Source organism: Nonomuraea mangrovi (genome assembly GCF_042681425.1).
Classification (GTDB): domain Bacteria; phylum Actinomycetota; class Actinomycetes; order Streptosporangiales; family Streptosporangiaceae; genus Nonomuraea; species Nonomuraea mangrovi.
The window spans coordinates 872,669-889,662 of sequence record NZ_JBHUFV010000033.1 but is presented as its reverse complement, the minus strand read 5'-3'; the positions used below and the strand labels follow the sequence as shown (position 1 = coordinate 889,662).

14 protein-coding genes are annotated in these 16,994 nt (G+C 72.1%); 12 read left to right on the top strand and 2 right to left on the bottom strand.

Annotated features, from left to right (window positions below):
• Window positions 1–12: 12 nt before the first annotated feature.
• Window positions 13–816, bottom strand: a complete 804-nt coding sequence (locus tag ACFSKW_RS22475) for an alpha/beta hydrolase (protein WP_379574289.1) — start codon at window positions 814–816, stop codon at window positions 13–15.
• A 34-nt stretch (window positions 817–850) separates the two neighbouring features.
• Here ACFSKW_RS22475 and ACFSKW_RS22470 point away from each other — a divergent pair, with 34 nt between their 5' ends.
• From ACFSKW_RS22470 to ACFSKW_RS22455, 4 genes are all read left to right on the top strand, one after another.
• Window positions 851–1,426: a TetR/AcrR family transcriptional regulator gene (locus ACFSKW_RS22470; protein WP_379574288.1), complete on the top strand. Its 576-nt coding sequence runs from the start codon at window positions 851–853 to the stop codon at window positions 1,424–1,426.
• Window positions 1,427–1,509: 83 nt separating this feature from the next.
• On the top strand, window positions 1,510–2,922 hold the full coding sequence (locus ACFSKW_RS22465) for an MFS transporter (protein WP_379574287.1): 1,413 nt from the start codon (window positions 1,510–1,512) through the stop codon (window positions 2,920–2,922).
• Between the two features lie 169 nt (window positions 2,923–3,091).
• On the top strand, window positions 3,092–4,180 hold the full coding sequence (locus ACFSKW_RS22460) for a methyltransferase (protein WP_379574286.1): 1,089 nt from the start codon (window positions 3,092–3,094) through the stop codon (window positions 4,178–4,180).
• Window positions 4,181–4,251: 71 nt separating this feature from the next.
• Window positions 4,252–5,511, top strand: a complete 1,260-nt coding sequence (locus ACFSKW_RS22455) for an aspartate aminotransferase type Ic (protein ID WP_379574285.1) — start codon at window positions 4,252–4,254, stop codon at window positions 5,509–5,511.
• Between the two features lie 9 nt (window positions 5,512–5,520).
• Here ACFSKW_RS22455 and ACFSKW_RS22450 read toward each other — a convergent pair whose 3' ends face one another.
• Entirely contained in the window at window positions 5,521–6,102 is a 582-nt protein-coding gene (locus tag ACFSKW_RS22450; protein ID WP_379574283.1) for a hypothetical protein, read from the bottom strand.
• A gap of 56 nt (window positions 6,103–6,158) precedes the next feature.
• On the opposite strand from ACFSKW_RS22450, the gene ACFSKW_RS22445 reads away from it, so the two are divergent.
• The 8 genes from ACFSKW_RS22445 (at window position 6,159) to ACFSKW_RS22410 (ending at window position 16,956) form a co-directional block, all read left to right on the top strand.
• Window positions 6,159–7,514 (top strand): FAD-binding oxidoreductase, encoded by a 1,356-nt coding sequence (locus ACFSKW_RS22445; RefSeq protein WP_379574281.1) that lies wholly within the window; start codon window positions 6,159–6,161, stop codon window positions 7,512–7,514.
• Entirely contained in the window at window positions 7,511–8,053 is a 543-nt protein-coding gene (locus ACFSKW_RS22440; protein ID WP_379574279.1) for a chloramphenicol phosphotransferase CPT family protein, read from the top strand. Before ACFSKW_RS22445 ends, ACFSKW_RS22440 begins: the two co-directional genes overlap by 4 nt.
• 42 nt (window positions 8,054–8,095) lie before the next feature.
• Window positions 8,096–10,075, top strand: coding sequence for a protein kinase domain-containing protein (locus tag ACFSKW_RS22435; RefSeq protein WP_379574278.1), 1,980 nt, complete (start codon window positions 8,096–8,098; stop codon window positions 10,073–10,075).
• A gap of 207 nt (window positions 10,076–10,282) precedes the next feature.
• Window positions 10,283–10,978 carry a TetR/AcrR family transcriptional regulator gene (locus tag ACFSKW_RS22430; protein ID WP_379574277.1) on the top strand — a complete coding sequence of 232 codons (696 nt, stop codon included), beginning with the start codon at window positions 10,283–10,285 and terminating at the stop codon, window positions 10,976–10,978.
• The gene (locus ACFSKW_RS22425; protein ID WP_379574276.1) at window positions 10,942–12,564 is read left to right on the top strand and encodes an acyl-CoA carboxylase subunit beta; all 1,623 of its coding nucleotides are present in this window, start codon (window positions 10,942–10,944) and stop codon (window positions 12,562–12,564) included. Before ACFSKW_RS22430 ends, ACFSKW_RS22425 begins: the two co-directional genes overlap by 37 nt.
• Complete coding sequence (locus ACFSKW_RS22420) at window positions 12,561–14,438, top strand: ATP-binding protein (protein WP_379574275.1); 1,878 nt, start codon at window positions 12,561–12,563, stop codon at window positions 14,436–14,438. The genes ACFSKW_RS22425 and ACFSKW_RS22420 overlap by 4 nt, the downstream gene beginning before the upstream one ends.
• On the top strand, window positions 14,435–15,208 hold the full coding sequence (locus tag ACFSKW_RS22415) for an enoyl-CoA hydratase-related protein (RefSeq protein WP_379574274.1): 774 nt from the start codon (window positions 14,435–14,437) through the stop codon (window positions 15,206–15,208). The genes ACFSKW_RS22420 and ACFSKW_RS22415 overlap by 4 nt, the downstream gene beginning before the upstream one ends.
• Window positions 15,199–16,956 (top strand): acyclic terpene utilization AtuA family protein, encoded by a 1,758-nt coding sequence (locus ACFSKW_RS22410; RefSeq protein ID WP_379574273.1) that lies wholly within the window; start codon window positions 15,199–15,201, stop codon window positions 16,954–16,956. Before ACFSKW_RS22415 ends, ACFSKW_RS22410 begins: the two co-directional genes overlap by 10 nt.
• The last annotated feature ends 38 nt before the right edge of the window (window positions 16,957–16,994 follow it).

Sequence of the window (16,994 nt, the reverse complement as noted above, 5' to 3'; positions counted from 1 at the left end):
CGCCACGTTCGCCTATGGGGAGTTCCAGCAACCCAGCGCGCGGTCGATGAACCTGGTGACCTCGGCCAGCACCTCCTCCTTGTTGGTCTCGTTGAACACCTCGTGGCGGGCGCCGGGATAGATCACCTCGGTGAGGTCGTCGCCCCTGACGGCCTCGATGCCCCTCCTGCTGCCGGCGAGGGGAACGAGCTGGTCGTCCTCGCCGTGGATCCACAGCGTCGGCAGCGGGCCCAGGCCGCCCGCCTTGGCGATCGTCTCCATGGCGGCGGCGAACGCGGCGATCGTCGGGCGCTTGAACGGCCCGTGCCAGACGAGGGGGTCCTCGGCGTAGGCGGCGCCGACCGAGAGGTCCCTGGAGAGGGTGGCGGGGTCGATGGGGATGTCGGGCATCTCCTCCAGCGACAGGAGGACGTCGATCGCCTCCCACGTGCCGATGACCGGGCCCGACAGGACGAGCGCGGCGAGGGCCTCGCCGTACCGCTGGGCGTAGCGGGCGGCGATCAGGCCGCCCATGGAGTGGCCGATCACGACCACGGGCACCGTCGGGTGGTCGGCCATGGCGCGCTCGGCGACGGCGTGCACCTCGGTGACGACGTCCTCGAAGTTCTCGATGAGCACGCGCTCGCCGGCGGATCTGCCGTGTCCCCTGTGGTCCGGGCCGTAGACGGCCGCTCCGTGCGCCAGGAGGGCGGCGGCCACGTGCTCGTAGCGGCCGATGTGCTCGCCGTACCCGTGGACGAGGATGGCGAGGTAGCGGGGGTGCTCACCGGGCCAGACCCTGGCCACGATGCCGTCGAGCGTGAGTTCGGTGGACATTCGGGGAGCGTACGCCGGGACATACAGTTTGACCATGGGCAAGTCGACGCAGCCGCGCAGGGCCGACGCCGAGCGCAACATCGCCGCGATCCTGGCCACGGCCGCACGCCTGCTGGGCGCCGACCCCGGCGTCAGCGTGGCGGAGATCGCCAAGGAGGCGGGCGTCGGCAGGGTCACGCTCTACGGCCACTTCCCCTCCAGGGAGTCGCTGGTCGACGCCGTCCTGCGCGATGCCGTCGACCACGCCGAGCTCGCGCTGTCCGGCCTCGACCTCGAAGGGGTGCCCCCGGCGCAGGCCATGGAGAGGCTGATCTCCTCCTCGTGGGAGATCCTCGACCGGCACAGCCGCCTGTTCGTCGCCGCCGACAGGGCGCTGCCGGCCGAGCGGATCCGCGAACGGCACGGCAAGCCGCTGGCCAGGGTCGAGCAGCTGATCGCGCGCGGCATGGACGAGGGTGCCTTCCGCACCGATCTTCCGCTGTCGTGGCTGGTCAGCACCTTCTTCGGGCTGTTGCACAGCGCGGCGGGCGAGATCGAGGCGGGCCGCCTGCCGCGCGCTCAGGCCGCCGACGTGCTGACCAGGACGCTCCGCTCGGTTCTCGCCGCCTGACAGGGCTGGACATACCAACCCTCCGTATGCTTGCCTCATAACTCGAACACTATTGTACGAGTTATGAGAGGGGTGTTTTCGCCATGCTGCTGGTCCTGCTCTGCCTGGCCCAGTTCATGTTGATCATCGACATCACCGTCGTGCAGGTCGCGCTGCCGTCCATCGGGACCGACCTCGGCCTGGACCGTGAGGCGCTGACCTGGGTGGTCACGACCTACACGCTGTGTTTCGGCGGCCTGATGGTGCTCGGCGGCAGGCTCGCCGACGCCTTCGGCGCGCGCCGGATGCTCATGACAGGGCTCGCCGTCTTCACCCTCGCCTCGCTGCTGTGCGGGCTGGCCCCCGGTGGAGGGGCGCTGATCGCGGGGCGCGGGCTGCAGGGGGTCGGGGCCGCGCTGCTGTCGCCTGCCGCGCTCGCCACCATCACCGGCGTCTTCCACGGCGAGCGCCGCACCAGGGCGCTGGCGGTGTGGGCGGCGATCGGCGGCACGGGCGCGGCCGTCGGCGTGCTGCTCGGCGGCCTGCTGACCGCGGGCCCCGGATGGGCGTGGGCGTTCTTCGTGAACGTGCCCGTCGGCCTGATCGTCCTGGCCGCGCTGCCGTCCTTCGTACCCGCCTCCACCCCTTCGGCCCGGCGTCCGCTCGACCTGCCGGGCGCGCTGCTGGTCACCGCCGCCACGGCGCTGCTCATCTACGGGCTGGTCAGCGCGGGCGAGGCCGGATGGGGGACGGCGGCTCTGTGGCTGGCCGCCTCCGCCGTGCTGTACGCGGTGTTCGTGTGGGTCGAGCGGGTGACCGAGGCGCCGCTCATGCGCGCGGCCACGATGGCCAGGCGGCCGGTGCTGTCGGGCACGTTCGTCATGCTCATGGCCACGGGACTGATGCTGGGGCTGTTCTTCCTCAGCTCGCTCTACCTGCAGCGGGAGCTGGGGTACGGCGCGCTCGAGACGGGCCTGCTGTTCCTGCCGGTGGCGGTCGCGATCACGCTCGGCGCGCACCTGGGCGGGCGGCTGATCGGCAAGGTGGGCGGCCGCCCCGTCGCGGTGGGCGCCTTCCTGCTCACCGCCGCGGGCGCCGCCCTCATGACCCGCGTCTCGCCCGAGGCCGGCGTCGCCACCACGCTCCTGCCGGGGTTCGTGCTCGCCGCCTTCGGCATCGGGCCCGCCTTCGTCACCGCGACGGCGACGACCATGGCCAACGTCCCCCCGGGGGAGGCGGGCGTGGCCTCCGGCGTGATCAACACCTTCCACGAGCTGGGCGGCTCGATCGGGGTCGCGGTGGTCTCCAGCCTGGCGGTGGGCGGCTTCCCCGCGGCGCTTGCCTGGTGCGCGGGCGCAGCCGCCGTGGCGGCGGCCGTCGCGCTCGGACTCGTGCCGCCGGGCAGGCCCGCCGCCCTCGTCGGCCACGGGCACGGACACGTCCAGGACCCCGACCACGGGCCTGGGCACGAGCCCGCCCAGGGACACGGGCACGGACACAGGCATGGGCACGGCTAGCATGAGGCGGACCCCAAGGAGGTTGATCATGTCGTTCGCCGTACTGGGCAGCGTTCTCGGTGACGCCGCGGCTCGCGCTTCCTCGCGGAGGTCCGTGACCCGCTAGCCCGTCCCCTCCGCGTCGAAGTGCTCTTCATCGACATTCCCCATCGATCAAGAGGAGCACGCGATGCTCGACGTCCACTGGACCGAGGAAGGCCGTCCCCGTTCGGCGGGATGGCGCTCCGCCGAGCCCCCGCCCGCCGCCCTGACGGCGGCCGACGACACGACGAAGGCCGACACCGCCCACCGCCTGGCCCTTGAGGGCACGGGGCTGGTGTGGCGGGGCGACTACCACAACGCCAGGCAGCTGCTGCGCGCGATGGCCCGCCGTATCGACAGGAAGGCGGCGGCGCCGTCCGGCTTCCACGAGTACCGGCGGGCGCGCGCCGCCAGGGCGCGCCTGCTGGGCCGGCTGCTGGTGCCGCTGGCGGCCGACCTGACCGTCCCCCTGCGCAGGGCGCCCGACGTACGGCCGGCCTGCGCCGAGGCGTACGGCTCCGCCGACCGCCCCACGCTCGTCCCGCTCACCGAACTGCTCGGTGTCGTCGGCGCCCACGAGTGGCGCAGGAAGGGCGTGGAGGTGCCCGCGCTGGGCGCCAGGATCCATCCGCACTACGGCGTCTTCTCCCCGGTCCGCGGCGAGTACGTGGACCTGGTGGCCCGCGCGCCGCTCCCCTCCCTGGAGGCCGCGTTCGACGTCGGCACGGGCACCGGTGTGCTGGCCGCCGTCCTGGCAGGGCGCGGCGTCGGGCGCGTGCTGGCCACCGACGTCGACGAGCGGGCCGTCGCCTGCGCCCGCGACAACCTCGCCCGCCTCGGCCTCAGCGGCAGGGTGGAGGTCAGGAGGCACTCCCTCTTCCCCGAGGGCAGGGTCCCGCTGGTGGTGTGCAACCCGCCGTGGCTGCCCGCCGAGCCGCACACCGCGCTCGACCACGCCGTCTACGACCCGGGAGGCCGGATGCTCGGCGGCTTCGTCCGCGGCCTGGGCGCGCACCTGGCCCCGGGCGGCGAGGGCTGGCTGATCCTGTCCGACCTGGCCGAGCTCCTGGGCCTGCGCACCAGGAGGGACCTGCTGGCCGCGTTCGCCGACGCGGGCCTGCGCGTGGCGGGGCGGCTCGAGGCCAGGCCACACCACCGGCGCGCCGCCGACGCCGCCGACCCGTTGCACCGGGCGAGGTCCGCGGAGGTCACCTCTCTCTGGCGGTTGACGCGGTGACGGGGCTCCTACGCCGTTATCGTTTCGACACCCACTATTCTTCGTATCTCAGCCTAAGGAAGGAACATCCCGTGACCCTCGACGAGCTGACCGCTCAGCGCGAGCAGGCCGCAGCCGACTACGACGCCCTCGTACGGCGCGGCCTGAAGCTCGACCTGACCAGGGGCAAGCCCTCCCCCCGCCAGCTCGACCTGGCCGACGGGATGAACGGCCTGCCGTCCACGCACCTGGCGGCCGACGGCACCGACATCCGCAACTACGGCAACCTGCAGGGGCTGGCCGAGGTCCGCGAGCTGTTCGCCGAGCAGCTGCAGGTTCCCGCCGCGCAGCTGGTCGCGGGCGGCAACTCCAGCCTGGCGATGATGCACGACTCGATCGTCTTCTCGCTGCTCAGCGTCCTGCCCGGCGCCTCGCGCCGGTGGGTCGAGGAGGACGAGATCGTCTTCCTGTGCCCGGTGCCCGGCTACGACAGGCACTTCGCCCTGTGCGAGCGCTTCGGCATCACGATGATCCAGGTGCCGCTGACCGGCGACGGCCCCGACATGGACGTCGTCGAGCGGCTGGTCGCCGAGGACCCGCGGATCAAGGGCATCTGGTGCGTGCCGAAGTACAGCAACCCCTCGGGCGTCACCTACAGCGACGAGACCGTCCGCCGCCTGGCCTCGATGTCCACCGCCGCGCCCGACTTCCGCATCTTCTGGGACAACGCGTACGCGGTGCACCACCTCACCGACACCCACACCGAGCTGGCCGACCTGCTGGCCCTGTGCGAGGAGCACGGCAACGCCGACCGCGCCTTCGTCTACGGCTCGACCTCCAAGGTTAGCCTCGCGGGCAGCGGCGTGGCCTTCTTCGGCTCCTCGCCCGCCAACGTCGCCTGGTACCTCGGCAACCTCTCCAAGCAGAGCATCGGCCCCGACAAGGTCAACCAGCTGCGCCACGTGGAGTTCCTGCGCGACGCCGAGGGCCTGGCCGCGCACATGCGCAGGCACGCCGAGCTGGTCTGGCCGAAGTTCGAGACCGTCGACAGGATCCTCACCAAGGAGCTGGGCGGCACGGGGCTGGCCTCCTGGTCGGCGCCCACGGGCGGCTACTTCATCAGCCTCGACGTCCCCGAGGGCTGCGCGCGCGAGGTCGTCGCCAAGGCGAAGGCCGCGGGCATCGCGCTCACGCCCGCGGGCGCCACGCACCCGTACGGCGACGACCCCGCCGACCGCACGATCCGCATCGCCCCCACCTACCCCGACCTGGGGGAGCTGGAGGAGGCGATCACGGGTCTGGCCGTGTGCGTCCGCCTGGTCGCGACGGAGAAGCTGCTGTCGCAGGCCTGACGGGCGGCGTCAGGGGCGACGGCGCCTGCCGTACCTGAAGCCGAAGATGTACTCACGGGTCTCGCTGGGGTGGAAGGCGACGCCCACCCCAGGCTCGAAGGCGACGTTGTCCCGCGAGCAGTAGTAGAGCTCCTGCCACACCTGGAGCGCCTGCTCGCGGGCCGGCGCCTCGGCCTGGTCGCGCTTGCGCGCGCCGTGCGCGCCCATGACGAACATCAGCCCGAACCACCAGAACACGCCGGTCGCGCAGAACGGCCCCAGCAGGTCGATCAGGACGTTCGTCCGGTCGCTCATGGCCAGCGTGAGCGCCAGCACCACGTGCGCGAGAGCGGCGAAGCCGAGCAGGACGTAGCCCTGGTGGCGCGCCCTGGGGACCTCGTGCCTGGCGGGGAAGGACAGCCACACCGCCAGCTGGGTCCTGGTCATCGGGTGCTTCCTGGTACCGAGGAGCGAGGCGGCGGGCAGGTCGACGACGGCCCGGTCCTTGGGCATGCTCGCGCGCCCGAGGTGGAAACTCGTACCGTCGGCCACGACCCCCGGTACCGACGCCACCCTGTCGGCCTTGCCGCACTCCGGACAGGAGAGATCCATCCGGGCAGTCTGGCCCTGACGTGCGGCTGGCGCAAATCGGGTCGTAGAGTCTCAACGTGATTGAGGCACTTGTGAAGAGCCTTCCCGAAGGAAGGGTGCTGACCGACCCCGACGTGGTCGACTCGTACGCGCGCGACCGCACGTTCCTCGAGCCGGGCAAGGCCCTCGGGGTGGTCCTCGCCACCTGCCGCGACGACGTGGTGACCACCATGCGGTGGGCCACCGAGCACCGGGTTCCCGTCGTGCCGCGCGGCGCAGGCACCGGCCTCGCGGGAGCGGCGACCGCCAGCGAGGGCTCGGTCGTGCTGTCACTGGCCAGGATGGCCGCGATCCGCGAGCTGAACCCCGCGGACGAGATCGCCGTCGTCGAGCCCGGCGTGATCACCGCCGACCTGGACAGGGCGGCGCGGGAGCACGGGCTGATGTACGCGCCCGACCCCTCCTCCTACGAGATCTCCACCATCGGCGGCAACCTGGCGACAAACGCGGGCGGGCTGCGCTGCGTGAAGTACGGCGTGACCCGCGACTCCGCGCTCGGCCTCGAGGTCGTTCTGGCCGACGGCAGGATCCTCAACACCGGCCGCCGCACGGTCAAGGGCGTGACGGGCTACGACCTGACCGGCCTGTTCGTCGGCTCGGAGGGCACGCTCGGCATCATCACCTCGGCGACGGTACGGCTGCGCCGCGCCCCGATCGCTCCGCCCGCGACGATCGCCGCGGAGTTCGGCTCGCTGCGCGACGCCGCCGCGGCCGTGTCGGCGATCATCGCGGCCGGCTGCCAGCCGTCCCTGATGGAGCTGCTGGACAGGGCCACGCTGAAGGCGATCGACGACTGGCGCAACATCGGCCTGGAGGACGCCACCAACGCCATGCTGATCGGCCAGTCGGACGCCTCCGACGGCCAGGCGATGGCGGAGATGATGCGGGAGCTGTGCGAGGCGAACGGCGCCTCCTTCGTGGCGGTGTCCTCGACTCCTGAGGAGACCGAGGACCTCATCGGCATCAGGCGGATGGCCTACGAGGCCAAGGAGCGTCTCGGCGCGTGCCTGGTCGAGGACGTGTGCGTGCCGCGCTCGGCACTGCCCGACATGATCTCGGCGGTGGAGGCGGCGGCCGCGAGGCACGACGTGATGATCTGCACGGTCGCCCACGCGGGCGACGGCAATCTGCATCCTGTCTTCGTCTTCGAGCACGGCACGCCTGAGCCGCCCGCCGCCGTGTGGGCGGCGGCGGACGAGGTGTTCAGGGCCGCGCTGGAACTCGGCGGCACGCTGACCGGCGAGCACGGCGTCGGGCTGCTGAAGCGCCGCTGGCTCGGCATGGAGGCGGGGCCGGTCGTGACCGAGGTCCAGCAGGGCATCAAGCGGGTCTTCGACCCGCTCGGCATCCTCAACCCTGGCAAGGCGATTTGAACGTCATCGTGCTGAACGGCGGGTCGAGCGCGGGCAAGTCCTCGCTCGCCCGCGCGCTTCAGGAGATCCTGCCCGACCCTTGGCTGACCTTCGGCGTGGACACCCTGATCGAGGGGATGCCGCCCTCGTTCGTCACGGTCACCCCCGACGGCGAGGTGCGTGTCGGGCCCGCCTTCAGCGAACTGGACGGCGCGTGGATGGCGGGCGTGGCCGCGATGGCGCGCGCGGGCGCGAGGGTGATCATCGACGAGGTCTTCCTCGACGGTACGGCGCGGCAGAACCGTTGGCGCGCGGCGCTCGAGGGGCTGGACGTCCTGTGGGTGGGCGTCCGGTGCGACCCCGAGGTGGCGGCCGCGAGGGAGCGCGGGCGCGGCGACAGGGTGACGGGCATGGCCGCCTCCCAGGCCCTGCTGGTGCACGATGGAGTCGCCTACGACGTGGAGGTCGACGCGGGGTCCATGTCGCCGTCTGACTGCGCCCGGTCGATCGCGATCCGGACCAATCGTCAAACCGGTGAGACGGCTCACGAACCACACTGATAGCGTTTTGCCCCACCTATAGATGGAATACGGGGGTTCGACGTGACTCAGTTCCAGCCGTTGACCGCGGACGACCCGCGTCGGCTGGGTGCGTTCGAGATCACCGCGCGGCTCGGCGAGGGCGGGCAGGGCGTGGTCTACCTGGGCAAAGGCCCGGCAGGCGAGCAGGTGGCCGTCAAGCTCCTGCACAACGCGCTGGTGGCCGACGCCGACGCGCGAACGAGGTTCCTGCGCGAGGTGGCGGTGGCGCAGCGTGTGGCGAGGTTCTGCACCGCGCCCGTGCTGCACGCCGATCTGGAGGGCAGCCGGCCGTACATCGTGACGGACTACGTGCCGGGGCCCTCCCTGCGGCAGCTGGTCGACGGGGAGGGGCCGCGCAGGGGAGCGGCCCTGGAGCGGCTGGCCATCAGCACGGCCACCGCCCTGGCGGCCATCCACCGTGCGGGGATCCTGCATCGCGACTTCAAGCCCGCGAACGTGCTCATGGGGCCCGAGGGCCCCGTTGTGATCGACTTCGGCATCGCCCGCGCCCTGGACTCCCCCGGCGCGACGGCCACGGGGATGGCCATGGGCACGCCCGCCTACCTGGCGCCCGAACAGCTCAGCGGCGCTCCCGTGTCGGAGGCGGCCGACGTGTTCGCGTGGGGCGTCACGATGGTGTTCGCCGCGACGGGCAAGCCCGCCTTCGGCTCCGACTCCATTCCGGTCGTGATGAACCGGATCCTGAACGAGGAGCCGGAGACCGGCGGGCTCGACGGGGTGCTCGGCGAGCTGGTGGCCGCGTGTCTGTCCAAGGATCCGGCGCTGCGGCCCACGGCCGAGCAGCTGATCGCGCGCCTGACGGGGCAGACGACCGGGGAGACGGCGATGGCCGTCCACCAGACCGGCAGCAAGCTGCCGCCGCCGTTCCCCCAGCCCGGACAGCAGGGCCAGGCCGGACAGCTCGGACAGCAGGGCCACGCCGGACAGCCAGGTCAGCCCGGACATGCCGGCCAGGCCGGTGGTCAGCTCGGGCAGGCCGGTGGCCGGCCCGGCCATCCGGTGGCGCCAGGCGGCCAGCCCATGCCTCCGCAGCAGGGACAGCCGTTCGCCCCCGGCGCTCCTGTCCCCGGTCAGCGTCCGCCCTCCGGTGACACGGCCCAGCCCGGTGGTTCGAGCACGCGCCGCCGTACGGTGACGGTCGCGGTGTCGGTCGCGGCGGCGGGGGCCGTCCTGCTGGCGGGCACCGTCGTATGGGCGAACGCGGGCGGCAGGGTCCCGGCGGAGCTGGTCGCGATCGACTCCCCTGCCAGCCAGGCCGCGAAGGATCCGACCGCCGGCTCCACCGAGGTGCTGCCCCCGGCCGAGCAGCCGGCCGAGCCCGAAATCTCGCCCGAGCTGACGCAGGACACCCCGACGCCCGAGGTGACCAGGTCGAAGAAGAAGGAGGTGGACGAACCGGCGGTCTCCGTGCCGCACACCACGGTGCCTCCAGCCCAGCAGCAGCCGTCGCCGTCGCGGCCTGCGGCGAAGAAGCCGACGGCCAAGCCGACCAAGAGCACGGGCATGGTCGACCCCGATCCCGAGCCGACGGGGCTGACCGAGCCGACGGTCGGCGACGCGTACGGCAAGCCGACGCCCAAGCCGACGCCCAAGCCGACGGTGAAGCCCACGAGCAAGCCCACCACGACGCCCAGGCCGACCACGACGCCGAAGCCGAACCCGTACACGGCGGGCGGCGTCTGCGGGTCGGGCTACAAGGTGATCGACTCGCACGCGCTGAGCACGAAGGCCACGATCTACCTGCTGTACAACACCAGCGCGGGCAGGAACTGCGTGGTCACGATGTCGAAGTACGTGGTGCCCGCCAAGGTGTCGATGAACGCCGTCCTCCAGGTCAAGGACGGCGGCAGCGGCTCCAACCCCGGCTCGTTCACCGCGTACGCGGGGCCGGTGAGGCTGCCCGCGGTCAAGAAGTGCGTGATCTGGGGCGGCTCCTGGGGCACGTTGTCGTGGAAGAGCGGCTGGAGCCACTGCGGCTGACCCGCTGACCCGCTGACCGGCGAAGGGCCCGGAGGACGCGCACCCGCGTCCTCCGGGCCCTTCGCGTTCCCGCGACCCCGGACGGTCCCCGTGTTCCCGCGACCCCGGACGGGACTCACGTTCCCGCGACCCGGACGGGACTCTCGTTCCCGCGACTTCTGACGGGGGCCCTTCACCGGGCGGGCACGGCGTTGCTAGATTGTTGACGTGATCGTCAAGTCTGAGGCGCTGACCGCTCGCGGGCGGCGGACCAGGGCCGCCCTGCTCCAGGCCGGGCGCGAGGCGTTCGAGGAGCACGGGTACGACGCCGTGCGCATCGACGACGTCTGCGCCAGGGCCGGAGTCTCGCACGGCACCTTCTACACCTACTTCGACTCCAAAGAGGCGCTGTTCGGCGAGGTGGCGGGCGCGGCGGTGGGCGAGATGTTCACCGCGAGCGTCGTCGGCCCCACCGTCCCCGACGACCCGTACGCCCGTGTCGAGGCCGCGAACCTGCTCTACCTGCGCGCGTGGGCGGCCAACTCCCGGCTGCTCAGGATGCTGGAGCACATCGCGACCGGCGACGACCGCTTCCGCGGGCTGCTGCTGGAGCTCAGGGAGGTGTTCGTCAGGCGGGGCGCCGAGGGCCTGCGCAGGCTGCAGGAACAGGGCCTGGCCGATCCCACGCTCGACCCCAGGCTGACGGCGATCATGCTGGGCGGCATGGTCGAGCACTTCGCCCACGTCTGGCTGGATCTGGGCGAGCGCGCCGACGAGCGCACGGCCGTCGACCACCTGACCAGGCTCTGGGCCCGGGCGATCGGCCTGACGTCACCGTCAACTTCCGGGCCTGTCCCCTACGTCGACCGTGGGCAGGGCGGCGAGGGATGCATGACAGAGACCGACAGGAAGGAGGACAGGTGATCATCAGCAGGCTGGACACCGCCGACCCCGCGTACCAGGCGCGCAGGCGCGCCATGCTCGCCAAGCTGGCCGACCTGGACGCCGAGCACGGCAAGGCCGTCGCGGGGGGCGGCGAGAAGTACGTGGACCGCCACCGCAGGCGCGGCAAGCTCCTGGCGAGGGAGCGGATCGAGCTGCTGGTCGACCCCGACTCCGCCTTCCTCGAGCTGTCCCCGCTGGCGGCGTGGGGAAGCGACTTCCCCGTCGGCGCGAGCGTGGTGACAGGGATCGGCGTCATCGAGGGCGTCGAGTGCGTGATCACCGCCAGCGACCCTACGGTCCGAGGTGGCGCGTCCAACCCGTGGACGCTGAAGAAGACGCTGCGGGCGGCCGACATCGCGCTGCGCAACCGCCTGCCGTACGTCAACCTGGTGGAGTCGGGTGGCGCCGACCTGCCGACGCAGAAGGAGATCTTCATCCCCGGAGGGCAGGTCTTCAGGGACCTGACGCGGCTGTCGGCCGCGGGCGTCCCGACGATCGCGCTGGTCTTCGGCAACTCCACGGCGGGCGGCGCCTACGTGCCGGGGATGAGCGACTACGTGGTGATGGTCAAGGAGCGCGCGAAGGTGTTCCTCGGCGGCCCGCCGCTGGTCAAGATGGCCACGGGCGAGGAGTCCGACGACGAGTCGCTCGGCGGGGCCGAGATGCACGCGCGCGTCAGCGGCCTGGCCGACTACCTGGCCGCCGACGAGCACGACGCCCTGCGCATCGGCAGGAGCATCGTGAAGTCGTTGCGGTGGCGCAAGCTGGGCGCCGGACCGCGAGCCGTGCGGGAGCCGAGGTACGCGGCGGAGGAGCTCAGGGGAATCGTCCCCGAGGACCTGAAGGTGCCCTTCGACCCGCGCGAGGTGATCGCCAGGATCGTCGACGGCAGCGAGTTCGAGGAGTTCAAACCGCTCTACGGGCCCAGCCTGGTGACCGGGTGGGCGACCCTGCACGGCTATCCGATCGGGATCCTGGCCAACGCGCGCGGCGTGCTGTTCAGCGAGGAGGCGCAGAAGGCCACGCAGTTCATCCAGCTCGCCGGCCAGACGCGCACGCCGCTGCTGTTCCTGCAGAACACGACCGGCTACATGGTCGGCAAGGAGTACGAGCAGGGCGGCATCATCAAGCACGGCGCGATGATGATCAACGCGGTGTCGAACTCGACGGTTCCGCACCTGACCGTGGTGATGGGCGCGTCCTACGGCGCGGGCAACTACGGCATGTGCGGGCGCGCCTACGACCCCCGCTTCCTGTTCGCCTGGCCGAGCGCCAAATCGGCCGTGATGGGTCCCGCGCAGCTGGCGGGCGTGCTGTCGATCGTCGGACGGCAGGCGGCGCAGGCACGCGGGCAGGTCTACGACGAGGAGGCCGACGCGGCGATGCGGGCCATGGTGGAGGCGCAGATCGAGCAGGAGTCGCTGCCGTTCTTCCTGTCGGGCAGGCTGTACGACGACGGGGTGATCGACCCGCGCGACACCCGCACGGTGCTCGGGCTGTGCCTGTCGGCGATCAACAGCGCGGCCGTGCCGGAGGCGGCCGGATTCGGGGTGTTCAGGCCATGACCGCGACGCACGGCACGATCAGCAGGCTGCTGGTCGCCAACAGGGGCGAGATCGCCCGCAGGATCTTCCGCACGTGTCGCGAGCTCGGTGTCGAGACCGTCGCCGTCTTCTCCGACGTGGACGAGGACGCGCCGCACGTGACCGAGGCCGACCTGGCCGTGCGGCTCGGCAGGCCGCTGTCGTACCTCGACGTCGAGACCCTCGTCGAGGCCGCGAAGCGGTCGGGCGCCGACGCGGTGCACCCCGGCTACGGGTTCCTGTCGGAGAACGCGGCCTTCGCCGCGGCCGTGATCGACGCGGGCCTGACCTGGGTGGGCCCGCCTCCTGAGGCGATCGCCGCGATGGGCTCCAAGATCGAGGCCAAGCGCCTCATGGCCGAGGCGGGCGTGCCCGTCCTGCCGTCGCTGCCCGTCGAGGCGGCCCGCGAGGGCGAAGGGGCGGGCTGGCGCTACCCGCTGCTGGTCAAGGCGGCGGCGGGCGGCGGCGGGCGCGGTATGCGGGTCGTCAGGACTCCCGGCGAGCTCGACGCGGCCGTCGCCGCGGCGAGCAGGGAGGCCGAGTCGGCGTTCGGCGAGGGCACGGTGTTCGTCGAACCGCTGCTCGAACGCCCCCGCCACGTCGAGGTGCAGATCCTCGCCGACGTCCACGGGACGGTGTGGGCGCTCGGCGAGCGCGAGTGCTCGATCCAGCGCCGCCATCAGAAGGTGGTGGAGGAGTGCCCCTCCCCCGCCGTCTCCCCCGAGCTGCGCGAACGGCTGGAGTCGGCGGCCGTCGCGGCCGCCGCGAAGATCGGCTACGTCGGCGCGGGGACGGTGGAGTTCCTGCTCAAGGACGACACGATCGCCTTCCTGGAGATGAACACCCGCCTCCAGGTCGAGCACCCCGTCACCGAGCTGGTCTACGGCGTGGACCTGGTCGAGCTGCAGCTGCGCGTCGCCGAAGGGGCGCCACTGCCCGGTCGGGGACCCGCGCCGAGGGGCCATGCGGTCGAGGTCAGGCTGTACGCGGAGGACGCCTCCCACCTGCCCCAGTCGGGAGTGGTCGAGCTGTTCGAGATCCCCGGCCCTGTCCGGGTGGACTCGGGCGTCGAGTCGGGCTCCGTCGTGTCCACCCACTACGACCCGATGCTTGCGAAGATCATCGCGTACGGCGCGAGCCGCGCCGAGGCGATCAGGAAGCTGACCGCCTCGCTGGACAGGTCCCGCGTCCACGGCCTGGTCACCAACCGCGCCCTGCTGCGGAGCGTCCTGGCGCATCCGGCGTTCGCCGGCGGCGACACGCACACGGGCTTCCTCGACGAGTACGACCTCGGCGGCCCGGCCGCGCCCACCGAACTGGAGGCGCTCGCGGCGGCACTGGCCACGGCGGCCCGCAACAGGGAAGCCGCGACCGTGCAGCGGAGCCTGCCCTCCGGGTGGCGCAACGTCCGGTCGCAGCCGCGGGTGGCCAGGTTCGAGGAGATCGAGGTCTGCTACGACCCGGTGCCCGACGAGGTGACCGTCGTGAGCGCGACGCCGTACCAGGTGGTCGTCGAGGTCGGCGGGATGCGCCGCGCGTTCGCCGTCGCGCACCACGGCGCCCGCGTCTACGTCGGCGACACCAGGCTCACTCCGCTCTCCCGCCTGCCCGAACCCGCCGAACACCACGCTCCGGGCTCCCTGCTGGCGCCCATGCCGGGTAGCGTGCTGCGGGTCGAGGTCGAGCAGGGCGAGGCTGTGGCCAAGGGCCAGGTGGTGCTGGTGCTCGAAGCGATGAAAATGGAGCATCAGATCGCCGCGCCCGCCGACGGGGTCGTCTCCGCCGTCATGGTGGAGAAGGGCTCGCAGGTCGAGGCGGAAGCCGTGCTCGCGATCATCGAGGAAGGGGAAGCATGACGCGCCTGGTCCACAAGGAGTTGGAGGGTGGCATCGCCACCATCACCCTGGACTCGCCGCCCAACCGCAACGCGCTGTCGGTGCGGCTGCTGGGCGATCTGGAGGACCGGCTGAACTGGGCGCTGGCCGAGCCGGAGGTGCGGGTCATCGTGCTGACCGGCACCGGCACGGTGTTCTGCTCAGGGGCGGACCTGAAGGAGCAGCGCATCGAGCCCGCTCGCGGTGTGAGCGACGCCCCCGTGACAGCCTCGTTCCCCGAGATCATGGCGCTGATCTGGGAGAGCCCGAAGCCGGTCATCTGCCGCATGAACGGCACCGCGAGGGCGGGCGGGCTCGGCCTGGTGGCCTCCTGCGACTTCGCGATCGCGCCGCTGACCGCGTCGTTCGCCTTCTCCGAGGTGCGGCTGGGCGTGGTGCCCGCGATGATCTCGGTGCCCGTGCTGCGGCGGCTGGAGGCCAGGGCCGCGGCCGAGTACCTCATGACGGGCGAGGTGTTCGACGCGACCAGGGCCCAGGAGATCGGCCTGATCAACAAGGCCGTCCCGATGCAGGAGCTCGACGCCACGGTCGCCCACTACGCCGACATGCTGGTCAAGGGCGGCCCCGAGGCGTTGGCGATCACCAAGCGCCTGGTGCGTGACCTTCCCTCGGTCTCGTTCGAGGAGGGGCTCAGGCAGATGGCCGCGCTGTCGGCCCAGCGTTTCACCTCCGAGGAGGGCCAGGAGGGCATCGCCGCCTTCATGGAGAAGAGGCCGCCGAAGTGGTGCTGAGGATCGCCAACTGCAGCGGCTTCTACGGCGACCGCCTGTCGGCCGCCCGCGAGATGGTCGAGGGCGGCCCGATCGACGTGCTCACCGGCGATTGGCTGGCCGAGCTGACGATGCTGATTCTCGCGGGCAACCGGATGAAGGGCCGCCCTGGCTACGCGCCGACCTTCGTCAAGCAGATGGAGCAGGTGCTCGGGACCTGCCTCGAGCGCGGCATCAAGGTCGTCTCCAACGCCGGAGGGCTCGACCCCGAAGGCTGCGCGGCGGCGATCCGGCAGCTGGGCCTCGGCGCGAAGGTCGCCTACGTCACCGGCGACGACGTCACCGGGCACGATCTCGACCTGGTCAACCTCGACACCGGCGAGAAGCTCGCCGAGCCCGTCCTGACCGCCAACGCCTACCTCGGCGCCCGCCCCATCGCCGCGGCCCTGTCGGCGGGCGCCGACGTGGTCGTCACCGGCAGGGTCACCGACGCCGCCCTCGTCACCGGCCCCGGCATCTGGCGGTACGGCTGGCGGCCCGACGACCTGGACGCGCTGGCGGGCTCGGTCGTGGCGGGGCACGTCATCGAGTGCGGCTGCCAGGCGACGGGCGGCAACTACTCCTTCTTCCACGAGGTGCCCGACCTGGCCCATTGCGGCTTCCCCCTCGTCGAGCTGCACGAGGACGGCTCCTCGGTGATCACCAAGCATCCCGGCACCGGCGGCATGGTCTCGGTCGGCACGGTCACGGCGCAGCTGCTGTACGAGATCGGCTCGCCGCGCTACCTCGGGCCCGACGTGGTGGCCCGCTTCGACACCATCGAGCTGTCGCAGGAGGGCCTGGACAGGGTGCGGGTGTCGGGGGTCAGGGGCGAACCGCCGCCAGGCACGCTCAAGGTGGCGGTCAACTACCTGGGCGGCTACCGCAACACGATGACTCTCGTGCTGACCGGCCTCGATCTGGAGGAGAAGGCCAGGGTGGCCCAGGAGGCGATCTGGGCGCGGACGCCGCGCGAGTCGTTCGAGTCGGTGGACGTCTCCTTCGACCCGCCGCTGCTGCGGATCACCGTCATGGACCGGGACGCGCGCAGGGCCGGGCGGGTCTTCTCCTCGGCGGTGGTGGAGACGGGGCTGGCCAGCTATCCGGGCTTCTACGGGCTGACCCCGCCAGGGGATGCCTCCCCCTACGGCGTCTACTGGCCGACGCTGGTCCCCGCCGCCGACGTCCGCCCCCGGGTCTTCGTGGACGGCGAAGAGGTCGCGTTCACCCCTTCCGAGCGGCCGGACGTTTCCGAGTGGCCGGACGCTTCCAGACAACCGGACGTTTCCAGGTGGCCGGACGCTTCCAGACAACCGGGCGCCGCCGAGCGGCCGGACGCGGGGGTGCGCGTGCCCGCCGAGCCCACGGTGCCGCGGTGGGACGGGGCCGGCGTGCCGACCGTGGCCGCGCCGCTGGGCCGGGTCGCCGGAGCCCGATCGGGCGACAAGGGAGGCAACGCGAACCTGGGTGTCTGGGTGCGGACACCCGAGGAGTACGGCTGGCTGGCTGGGACGCTGACCGCCGAGCGGCTCGTGGCGCTGCTTCCCTCGCTGGAGGGGTTGACGGTGGAGCGGTACGAGCTGCCCAAACTCCATGCGCTGAACTTCGTCGTCCACGGGCTGCTGGGCAGGGGCGTCGCGGCGAGCACCCGGCTCGACCCGCAGGCCAAGGCGCTCGGTGAGGAGTTGCGCGCCCGGACCGTGGAGGTGCCGGAGGCGTTCCTGCGCTGAGGCGCCCAGGCGACCTGGCGTCGTCGCACCGTCGCGAC